The 10707-nt window shown below is 45.1% G+C and carries 9 protein-coding genes; 3 read left to right on the forward strand and 6 right to left on the reverse strand.

The window, feature by feature from the left end; genetic code table 11:
* Positions 1-22: 22 nt before the first annotated feature.
* Both A3842_RS02095 and A3842_RS02100 read left to right on the forward strand, forming a co-directional pair.
* On the forward strand, positions 23-730 hold the full coding sequence (locus A3842_RS02095) for a response regulator transcription factor (RefSeq protein ID WP_074085946.1): 708 nt from the start codon (positions 23-25) through the stop codon (positions 728-730).
* On the forward strand, positions 714-2501 hold the full coding sequence (locus tag A3842_RS02100; protein WP_143186124.1) for a sensor histidine kinase: 1788 nt from the start codon (positions 714-716) through the stop codon (positions 2499-2501). Before A3842_RS02095 ends, A3842_RS02100 begins: the two co-directional genes overlap by 17 nt.
* A gap of 109 nt (positions 2502-2610) precedes the next feature.
* On the opposite strand, the gene A3842_RS02105 is transcribed toward A3842_RS02100, so the two are convergent.
* The 5 genes from A3842_RS02105 to A3842_RS02130 all read right to left on the reverse strand — a co-directional run bounded on the left by A3842_RS02105 (position 2611) and on the right by A3842_RS02130 (position 9016).
* Entirely contained in the window at positions 2611-3819 is a 1209-nt protein-coding gene (locus A3842_RS02105) for a TerD family protein (protein ID WP_074100276.1), read from the reverse strand.
* A 248-nt stretch (positions 3820-4067) separates the two neighbouring features.
* Entirely contained in the window at positions 4068-4985 is a 918-nt protein-coding gene (locus A3842_RS02110; protein ID WP_074085949.1) for a helix-turn-helix domain-containing protein, read from the reverse strand.
* A gap of 294 nt (positions 4986-5279) precedes the next feature.
* The gene (locus A3842_RS02115) at positions 5280-6053 is read right to left on the reverse strand and encodes a hypothetical protein (RefSeq protein ID WP_143186125.1); all 774 of its coding nucleotides are present in this window, start codon (positions 6051-6053) and stop codon (positions 5280-5282) included.
* Between the two features lie 679 nt (positions 6054-6732).
* On the reverse strand, positions 6733-7710 hold the full coding sequence (locus tag A3842_RS02125) for a diaminopimelate dehydrogenase (protein ID WP_074100279.1): 978 nt from the start codon (positions 7708-7710) through the stop codon (positions 6733-6735).
* Positions 7711-7744: 34 nt separating this feature from the next.
* Positions 7745-9016 carry a Glu/Leu/Phe/Val family dehydrogenase gene (locus A3842_RS02130; protein WP_074100280.1) on the reverse strand — a complete coding sequence of 424 codons (1272 nt, stop codon included), beginning with the start codon at positions 9014-9016 and terminating at the stop codon, positions 7745-7747.
* Positions 9017-9669: 653 nt separating this feature from the next.
* On the opposite strand from A3842_RS02130, the gene A3842_RS02135 reads away from it, so the two are divergent.
* Positions 9670-10248, forward strand: a complete 579-nt coding sequence (locus A3842_RS02135) for a hypothetical protein (RefSeq protein WP_074100281.1) — start codon at positions 9670-9672, stop codon at positions 10246-10248.
* Positions 10249-10480: 232 nt separating this feature from the next.
* On the opposite strand, the gene A3842_RS32310 is transcribed toward A3842_RS02135, so the two are convergent.
* Positions 10481-10654, reverse strand: coding sequence for a hypothetical protein (locus A3842_RS32310; protein WP_178382277.1), 174 nt, complete (start codon positions 10652-10654; stop codon positions 10481-10483).
* Positions 10655-10707 lie beyond the last annotated feature (53 nt).

A 10707-nucleotide genomic window follows, 5' to 3' on the forward strand; every position in this document is an offset into this window, starting at 1 on the left:
GTAATAGGGAGATAAGGAAGCGATGAATCAATCAAAGATTCTAATTGTGGATGATGAATCGTCCATTCTAAAACTATTGAAAACCGTGTTAAATAAAGAGGGATTTCCACTCGTCGATACGGCCACAACAGGCGAACAGGCCTTACTAGCCTGCCAAACCACCAAGTATGACCTCATCCTGCTTGATGTTATGCTGCCGAAGCAAAACGGCTTCGAGATCTGTCCATGGATTCGGCAAACGACGGATGCCCCTATCCTGTTCTTAACGGCTCGGATAGGCGATTTTGATAAATTGACCGGTTTTGCCGTTGGGGGCGATGATTACATTACGAAGCCGTTCAATCCGCTAGAAGTGATTGCGCGTGTCCGGGCACAGCTGCGCCGGTATCTCAAAACTGCCGATGTTCCCACTATGAACCGGATATACACTTACAGAACATTTCAAGTGGACGAATATGCTGGAGAGCTTCGCGTGAATGATGTCACCGTCGATTGTCCGGCTCAGGTCTTTCAGCTCCTCTTGTTTTTTTGCCAAAGCCCCAACCGGGTATTCAGTAAAAAACAACTGTACGAGCAAGTTTGGGGCGAGCAAAGTCTTAGTGATGACAATACAGTCATGGTTCATATCCATCGTATCCGCGAGCGCATTGAACCCAATCCCAGTGAGCCAGTATATTTGATTACTGCACGTGGCCTAGGTTACAAACTTGTTCGTGAATCTGAGAATTAATGCGATGAACATCAAGAAAAGGTTTATCCTTCAATATATTAGGCAATTGTTGTTTATCGGCGTCCTACTATTTGTTCTATTTTTAGGTACATTTACTTTAAGCATTGTAAAGCTGGAGCGGCTTGATCAACAACTGGACTCCATTCAGCCCAGTTTGCCTGTGCTCACAGACTCTATTACCCATCATGACGGTAAAATACAATTTGATCCGAAACTTCTTGCCGAGGTACGCGAGCAGGGGGGCTGGCTACAGGTTATAGATAAGGCTGGAGAGACTATTGCCGCTTACCATACTCCAGCTGATGTACCAGAACGTTACACTCCTGGTGAGCTGATGAGCTATTGGAAAGCGGAGAAGGATTTCCCTTACGGACTATATGCATGGATTCAAGAGCTGGATGGACAAGCCTATACCCTCTTATACGGAGTGAAGAATGATATTGCCATGCTCAAAAAAAACTTGCTGCAGCAAGTGACATGGAGAGCGGGCAAGATTGAAGTGAACGAGAGCTTCAAGCAGCAGCTTAATGATATTCATGGCTGGATCGAGCTTCTCGATGGGAATGGGAAGGTACTAGGAGGTTACGGACAAAGGGGCGAAGCGCCAGATCATTATAGCCTTCAGGATTTGATGCTGCGTAACCAATATCCGGAACGTTATGGCATGCAATCATTTACGGTTTATGATTCTGCGGCAGGCAGCACCTGGGTCATTCATGCTCCTCTGTCTACAACGGTGGCTTCATGGGTCAATGGCGATACGTATAAGGAAGATATTACTGTATTCTTCTGGAGATCTGCTGCTTTGCTTGTGATGATTCTTATTCTCTTCCTGCTTCTTGCTCTTTGGTACGGTCACCGGTTTGGGACACCTATTCTGCATATGATTGATTGGCTTCACTCTTTGGCCAAGGGGGAATTACGTGAACCGACCAGTCCTAACTCCAATGGGATGCCTCTTAGCCGTAAGCAGTCTGGACATTTAAAAGAAAGATTCCGCGTACATGCCGAATTGATACAATCCTTAGCTCACTTAACAGAGACATTACAGAAGAACGAGCATATTCGTAAGCAGCTGGAGATCACAAGAGAAGACTGGATTGCAGGTGTGTCGCATGATTTGAAGACACCGCTGTCTTCCATAATGGGGTATGCACATCTCATGGAATCGAGAACGTATGAATGGTCACAAGCAGAAATTCGTGAATTTGCAGCCATTATGCGTGAGAAATCCACTTATATGGATGAAATGATTAACGATTTAACCTTAACCTACCGGTTGAAAAACGATGCCTTTGCGTTTGAATTCATCCCGACAGACATGAATGAATTCATCGATCAAGCCATACAAAAGTGGAAACAGCATCCTCAATTCGCCAATGTTCCGATTCATTATAAGGCTTCGGAAGCACCGATTACCTATCCGATAGATGCCAGATACTTCAGACGCGTACTGGAGAATCTGCTTGCAAATGCTGCCCTCCACAATCCTGAAGGTACATGGATCAACGTTTCTATAGTTAAGAATAACGTTTCGCAATTTGTAATCCAGATACAAGATAACGGGGTAGGCATAGATATTAAAAAGAAGGAACTGCTATTCGAACGCTACTATCGCGGTACCAATACGGATGAATTAATCCAAGGTACTGGACTCGGTATGGCAATTTCCAAGCAGCTTGTGATCCAACACAGGGGACAGATCGAAATAGAGAGCCAATTGGGGACTGGTACGACAATTTCATTAGTGTTTAGCAGGACAAGAGAATAAAATCCATTCTTTATTCAACTAGGCAGTACTAGAAGCAATAACCTAATGAAAAAAGCCCAAGCCACTTGTGCTTGAGCTTTTTTCATTTCCTTACTCAGACTACGACAAACTATTTATAATCATTTAAGGGCCCTTGATCCATTATAACTTCTACCATATTTGAAGGTCCCATCCTGAGAATAGGCCTAAACTCCGAATTCGGTCTACTGTAAAGCTCCAATGGGCTTATAATAACGCCGTCTGGCGTATTATGAAGTATTCCGGGTACACAGGTATAAATCTTATCATTATTATTGGCATTCTTGGCGGATATCGTAACGGACGTTCCATTATGATTATCTATACTCATGGACACCTTATATCTGTAGAATGAACCGGTTCCATTGGACTGAGCTGAATAAACCACAGGAACAACTGCAAGAATATCATCTTTTAATCTTAATTTTATAACCTCTGTCTTCATTGCTTTGCTGCTTCTCCCGACATCGCCCATATGTTCCACAGTCCCGTTACCAAAACTTTTGAGAGGAGGTGTCCCCTCCGCACCAAACATAGCTACATCAATCTGCTTTCCATCCTTTGTGTAGACTAAAGCATATATATCATAATCCGTCCCAGTCTTCCAAGATACAGTAGCCGTGATTTCTGGTGTTTTATCAATAATAACCGGTTTTTGCCCTTTATCGAGATTTATCTTACCCTTTACCTTTTCAAGGCTTATTGATAACTTCGAATCAGGCTCTTTTGAGGTATGATTTTGAATTGTCTGAGGTTCGGAATGCTTGTCTGGCTCATCAGCTTCAACCTCAACACCATAGTTTTTACATAACCCTTCAAGCCCGGAATCAAATCCGCGCCAGATTGATTTTGCCTTCGTCTGACCATCTCTTAGATATAATTCCAAAACTACGATTCCATTTTCGTGCGTGAAACTGGATGGTGATAACTGAATAATCGTATTTTCGGTACATATCTCGGCTGTTAAATTCTTTACATTCGAAAATCCCGTGCTGTGATCCTCTGTCAGAGTTATAGCTATTTTTGTTATACCTTGAGGGACTTTACCCATGTCGAAATTAATTTTATGAACTTTTGTATGGCCCACTTTCTCGGATGGTAAAAGAGTAGCTACACCTGAGGAACTTTTTGGTTGATTATAAAAGATAACCCCGCTATCTCCTTGTACCTTGTCGGAATCCGTTAAAAGGAATGCTGTTAGTGAAATATCTATTAAAGTAGAAATTTCGTGACTAATCGTAATATTACCTTTTGCGGCACTTAAGGTTGTATTTGCTCCCATCTGAAGAAATTGATTCACTTAAACCACTCCAATCCATTAATGGCCCGTATTCAAGTTGACTCTTTAATTCCCGAAATTCAGAATACACTCTGACTTACTTATATTACCACAAGAAGGTAATACTTAAGACTTGCATTAACATATTGTCCCTCTTGTGGTACGGTTCACCGCACTATCTGTAACGGAAAATTTAAAGGCCATCCATTGTGGGATGGCCCTCTTTCATTTTCCTCGACTGTCGTCTCCGTCAGCTGAACGGTATTCAGCTATTCATCTTTGATAACAGGCAACAAATAATCAAGAATAATCTTCTGTCCCTTTTCCAGCGGTGTGCAGTATCGGTCATATGTATAGACATCACACCAATAAAAATTTCCAAAGTCAATTTTGTATCCTGTTTTCTCGATTGCTTCGGAACAAATTAAGTATGCACTATCAATAATATCGTTAAGGTAGTCGGCTTCAATCCATATCTTAGCAACCGTTCCAGCGGGTATATCTGCTGCATACATATTTTCTGGAACAGGTGCATCAAGTTCTACATATTTACCAATGATATATTGAAAATTATCTTTCCCTTCAAATTTACTCATATGCCCAAGTCCAAAATAGTCATCAATATCTTTGCAAATCCACTTTCCAACTTCTTGTTGTATTTTATCAAAAACGCCTTCCTTGATTGCTGAACCCCAGCATTCTTCTCCCGCTTTTTGAAATGAGGTCATTTTCATCATGCCCACAATTTTTCGACTTCCAAATTGTGCATACTCGATTTTTTTTAGCTCTGCCATAATTCGTTTACCTCCTACAATTCTAATGTTTGTAAAGGAGGTGCGTGGATGATCACTAAGTTTCTCTCTGTCCTTCCTAACACTAGAGGGAGAAACATTGTGATGCTCCCTGAAAGCTCTTGTAAAAGAAGCGTGAGAATTGAAACCATATTTTATAGCTATGTCGATGATTTTTTCACTGCTATTTCTTAAATCATGACCCGCTAGGGTTAATCGCCGCCGCCTTAAGTACTCATTAATTGAAATTCCTGAAATATATGTGAAAATACGCTGAAATAATGGGGCAGGGCAACCAGCAATTTTAGAAATAACGCTATAATCAACCTCATCTGAAGTCGGTATAATATTCTCCAAGTATTCCACTACACTCTCAAAGGCATTAAGATTATCCACTATGCACCTCCTCTCTAATAAAATTATAGGAATATTTTCATGACATCGCTTTGCAAGAACTGAACGTTTTTTGTTAAGTATCGCAATATAATAGTTCCATTATATATCCTGCTTATCCTTCTGTTGAATCTGCTATCCTGCCAGTATGCTTAAAACCGGCTCAAGCAATTTTTGGTACATATATCATATTCGTGACCTAAAGCCAATCCCCCTTACCGTTTGGTCCTTTTTTACAGCAAAATTATAGCCCCAGGAAAAATCTCCAGGGGCTGTTCTTACTATTGTGGAGCATCCTTATCTTTTTTGCAAAAAGATCCACCATTGCCGGTCAAAACCGGGAATAAAAATCTCTTCGCAGCCCTGAATCCCGTTCAACCAGCGTCTGGTCAGGGGGATGATATTCTCAAACAAATCTACCGGGTAGCCCCAGTCAAGGTCCAATTGGAACATATAATGATTCATAGCGATAATGCCATCTGTCCGCAGAGATTTCAATAAAGTGTGGATCAAGGTGATAAAAGGCTGCATGGCATGAACTTCGAGTGTACCTGAGGCAACCTCCTGCTGAAGAAGTTTGATCATGGCCGGCAAAGTTTCCATCCAATCCGTATGGATGGTGTCGATTCCAGCCTGTCCGCACAAAATCGCCTGGATGATATCATTGACCGCATGCTGAAAAACGATAAGATCCACTGACCCGGATGGCAGATGTTTTTCGAGATAAGCTGCATCTTCCTCTATGACTTTCATATGCAGGGGAAGGCCCAGCGTTTTCTGCAGCAAACTGGTGGTGAGGCTTTTATTCATATTGGCCGTTATGTATGTACTGTTTGGATGGGTTCGTGCCATGACCTGGGGAACCATATCTGCATCGCCGGAAGCCACCTCCAATAATGTCAGGTCATCTCCCAACTGCAGCGCTTCAAAAACCTCTGCCCAACGCGCTCTGAAGTAGACTTCATTTACAACGGTAAAGTGGGCAATCGGACTTTCCAGCAACAGTTTAAGCTGGTGTTCAACCTCGTTTTGTGGGAGAGAGCGATATTGCTTCAGTTCTTGCTCGCTCAAAAAACGTTGTGCTCGCTCATTTATTAATGGGTAGCATTTGTCTACGTCGTCTAATGGAATCATAATAAGCTTCCCTTCCTGGCTAACTATATTTGCTACTATTATATTTATTAATAGATTTTCCAACAATCTATATTATTAAAGATATATAGGTTAAACTAAAAGTTTTTTCCGAATATTACAACCACGTATCTGAATTTTAAAATCAATAGTCTTGATTATCGACCTCTGCAAAGGGTTAAAAGTGAAGCCGTCCGACTTTTCCAAGCTGACCCGAGGTGGAATATGAGAAGGCGCAAAAGAATGAGTGAATGCAAATAAGAGCGGAACGTAAGGCTGTTAACCTGTGCTGTGCTCTGCTCTTGTAACGACGACTTTGCCTATACTTCGTGCAGGCCCTCATACTCAAAGGGTTCTTCACACGAGTAGATATCATGGAAAAATCCCATATACGGGATATCGTCCTCCAGACATTTAATGCGATATGACAACTCCTCATCACACTCCAGCTCTTCGCCGTTGTGCTGCTTTCTGTATAATAAAACTTTGCGGCAACAAAAAAAGAAGAAGCTCAAGCTACACCTAGCTTAAGCTTCCTCTTTTTAGCTCATGCACGTCCTGCTGATTCTGCGATTTTTCCTGCACGAACTTCTTTCTTCCACTAGGATCTCCACTAACGTTACAGCAGTTCCTTGCGGAGCTGCTCCGGCGATTTCGGCGAGAGCAGGCCGAACGGGATATCGAAGACGGTGTGCGCGCCGGACTCTCCCTTTTGCGCCAGACGGTAGGCCGCGCGGGCATAGGCGACGAGCACGCTGGCGGTAAATTCGGGATTGCTGTCCAGCTTCAGACTGAACTCGACGATCTGCGTATTCCCCTCCCCGGTCCGCCCGCTTCGGATAACATGGCCGCCATGCGGCATTGCGCCATGTTCGGCAGCCAGCGTCTCTTCGCTCACGAAATGAACCACAGTCTCATAATCGGCAAAATAATTCGGCATGCTGCGGATCGTCTCCGCAATCGCCTCGCGGTCTGCGCCTTCCTCTGCCACTACATAACACTCGCGCAGATGCTTGTCGCGGGTAGCCAGCACCGGGTTCTCCCCCCTGCGTACGCGCGCCACCGCTTCTTCACGCGGAATAGTGTACTGGATGCCGTTCTTGACTCCGGGAACACGGCGGATGGCGTCGGAATGACCCTGGCTTACGCCTTTACCCCAGAAGGTGAACTCGCTGCCTTCCGGCAGCACGGCTTCTGCCAGCAGACGGTTCAGTGAGAACAGTCCCGGGTCCCAGCCGGTAGAAATGACGCTGACAGTCCCCGCCGCCTTGGAGCTGGCATCCACTTCCGCATAATACTCCGGAATTCGCGCATGGGTATCGAAGCTGTCAACCGTATGGAACAGCTTTGCCAGAGCCGGGCCCTGTTCCGGCAGATCGGTTGCGGAGCCACCGCATAGGATCAGCACATCAATTTTTCCCCGATAAGCCTCAATATCGTTAATGGACACCATCGGTGTGCCCGTCTCTAACGTGTGGGGATCGCGGCGCGTAAAAATCGCTTCCAGCCGAAGATCAGGATTTTGCCGGATTGCCGCCTTGACGCCACGTCCGAGATTGCCGTAGCCGACGATGCCGATGGAAATAGGTTGGGTCATGGTTATTGTGTCCTCCATTTCATAATATGCTGGATCAGATCCAGCCTCGGGCACTCATCGCTTCGCTAATCCGTTTAATGGAGATCATAAAAGCAGCGGTGCGCAGATTGGTACCGTGCTCACGGGATAAGGCACGGACCGCATCATAGGAAGCGTACATCCGCTGCGACAGACGCTCCAGCACCTCTTCTTCCGTCCAGTAGTAGTTGGCCAGATTTTGCACCCATTCGAAATACGATACGGTGACGCCGCCTGCATTTGCCAGAATATCGGGAATGACTAGCACGCCCTTTTCCTGCAAAATTTTGTCCGCCTCCGGAGTGGTCGGGCCGTTGGCCGCTTCGGCGATGATCCGGGCCCGGATGTTGGCTGCATTGGCGCCGGTAATCACATTCTCCAGTGCCGCGGGGACAAGGATATCGACATCCAGCTCCAGCAACTCTTCGTTAGTAATCACGTAAGACTCGCCGTAGTCAGCCAGCTTGGCATGGTCTTTGAGCGCAAAGACTCTCGGCAAGTCAAGACCCTCCGCCTGATACAATCCGCCCCTCGAATCGCTGACCGCAACAACCTTACAGCCTTGTTCGGCCAGCAGTTTAGCCGCAATCCGTCCGGCGTTGCCGAAGCCCTGCACCGCAACTATTGCGCCTTCCGGAGATACGTCCAGCTCCTTGAGCGCAGCAAGCACTGTGTACACGCAGCCTTGTGCCGTTGCTTCATTCCGTCCTTTGGAGCCGCCGAGGATGAGCGGTTTGCCTGTGATGACGCCCGGCGTGTTGACGCCCTTCAGGCGGCTGTATGTATCCATCATCCAGCCCATAATCTCCGGTGTCGTGTAGACATCCGGCGCTGGAATATCTTTATCGGGACCGATGAAATCGGCGATAGCCTCCATAAAGCCCCGGCTGACGCGTTCCAGTTCGCCTTTGCTCAGCTTGTGCGGGTCACAGATAACCCCGCCCTTGCCGCCACCGTAAGGCAGACCCACAACGCCGCATTTGAAGGACATCCACATCGACAATGCTTTGACCTCGTCCAGCGTAACGTCAGGGTGGAAACGAATGCCCCCTTTTCCCGGACCGATCGCATCGTTGTGCTGGGAACGGTAACCTTCGAAGACGACCACGCTGCCGTCGTCCATCTTGACAGGAAAGTTGACGGTCAGCACACGTTTCGGTTTTTTCAGAATATCGGTAATATGCTGCGGAAGCTGCAAATAGGCAGCCGCTTCATCAATCTGTTTTTGCACAATTTCAAAGGGGTTTAAGGTCTCTTGCGCCAGTGCCACGTTCTCTGTAATGCTCATGTGCTTCAGCCCTTTCTCTCCATCTGATTTTGCGGTTCACCGCATTAAAGAAGGTTAGAATACATCTTACATCATACGTTAGTTTTATAAAAGAATTTTTACGGAAAATCATTGTTATTTTTTTCATCAGATACGAAAATATGCGAATTAATTGCTTACATTTTTGCTTATAGATTGGATTCGGGCTAGACCTGCCCTGCCGAACCGACGGAAGGGACTTTTGCTGTGAATCTGCAAAAGTCCCCCTCGAATGGGTACAGCATATGGGTATTGCCTCATTCCGATACGGAATGAAGTCCCTTTACCTCTATTAGTTTTTTACTAAACTGATACGCTACATTAACGCCGGGGTCGATGGCAAATGTGGTGGCCGACATTTGGGTATGAATTGCGGTGGAGGAGCCGTCGGCGCTTGAACACCTCCAGGTGCAACTCCCGATGATGGCTGAAGCGGTAATAGTGTGCCAGATTGCCCTCATCCTCATATGTACCGAATTCAGCCGTCTGCTCCGCAAACGTCTCCAGCAACCTTTCCACATTCAGTCCATGCCGCAGCGCGGCCCAATGTAGGAAAAAAAGGGAATAGTAGAAAAATACCGAACTACATAACATTATTCGGATGAATATATAAATGAGGTTGGAAGGTTGGCAAAATGAATAATAATAGAAACTGGACAGTTTTGTTTATTGGTGGAGCATCGGGAATAGGTAAATCAAGTATCGCTTATGAAATTGCTCGATTTTATGGTGTGAATGTCTTGGAAGTAGATGATGTTCACCTATCCGTAAAAACAGTTACAGCAAAGGAGCATTTTCCTGTAATTCATTATTGGGATTCTGGTATTGACTGGAAAGATGTTGGAGTTGACGGCAATATCGACTGGCTGATTGGTGTAAGCAAAGAAATGGCTCCAGTATTAAAAAAACTCGTAAACAGGCATATTGAAGATAAAGTACCTATCATTATTGAAGGTGATTTTATTGATCCTGAATTTACATTATCTTTCGATAACCCGGAGGTAAAATCAATATTTATACAGGAATCAGACAAAAATCAAATAGTGCAGAATTATTTAGCAAGAGAAGGTGGCGAATTACAACATTATAGAGCTGAAATAAGTATTTCGTATGGAGATTGGATAGCGGATACCTGTAAGCGAAATGGGATTGAATTGATCGAATCAAGACCTTGGAACACTGCTTTAAGCAGAGCCATAAAGTGTTTATTGTAATGTAAGGCCTTAGTCTACATAGGTAAAGTAAAGCGGATACCCCATGTGTGAAGTATCCGCTTTTTATCAACGTCTCCTGATTGTGGAATATATAATTTTACCGATGATCCCGCCCGTGAGCCAAAGCCATTTGATAAACAATACGACGGCGAGTACTATCACACCTAGGATTACATTTTTCGTCCCCTTGCTCATACGAAGTCTCCTCCCCTTGCAAAGTCCGTTAGTGACGCTACTTGTCAAAACGTTTGCCAGCGTAAATTATGAAGACCAGCAACGTGGGAAGAACCATCCATACGAGCAAGTTGGCAAGGCTCAGCCAGATCTGCCCCAACCCCTTGTCCAGAACAAGAGCTGACAACCCCTCCATGAAATGGTGCGAAGGAATGATGCCAATCACATCCATAACAAACGGTTCCTTCAGCCCAGGCGCGAAAATGGGGACAAAAACAAAAAACA

The sequence above is a fragment of the Paenibacillus sp. P3E genome (assembly GCF_001909045.1).
Taxonomy (GTDB): domain Bacteria; phylum Bacillota; class Bacilli; order Paenibacillales; family Paenibacillaceae; genus Paenibacillus_AQ; species Paenibacillus_AQ helianthi.

What these genes read in the sequence shown, in the direction of transcription:
- A3842_RS02135 (WP_074100281.1), top strand. Translation starts at nt 9,670, where the DNA reads ATGAATAATAATAGAAACTGGACAGTTTTGTTTATTGGTGGAGCATCG.
- A3842_RS02095 (WP_074085946.1), top strand. Translation starts at nt 23, where the DNA reads ATGAATCAATCAAAGATTCTAATTGTGGATGATGAATCGTCCATTCTA.
- A3842_RS02125 (WP_074100279.1), bottom strand. Translation starts at nt 7,710, where the DNA reads ATGACCCAACCTATTTCCATCGGCATCGTCGGCTACGGCAATCTCGGA.
- A3842_RS02130 (WP_074100280.1), bottom strand. Translation starts at nt 9,016, where the DNA reads ATGAGCATTACAGAGAACGTGGCACTGGCGCAAGAGACCTTAAACCCC.
- A3842_RS32310 (WP_178382277.1), bottom strand. Translation starts at nt 10,654, where the DNA reads ATGGATGTGATTGGCATCATTCCTTCGCACCATTTCATGGAGGGGTTG.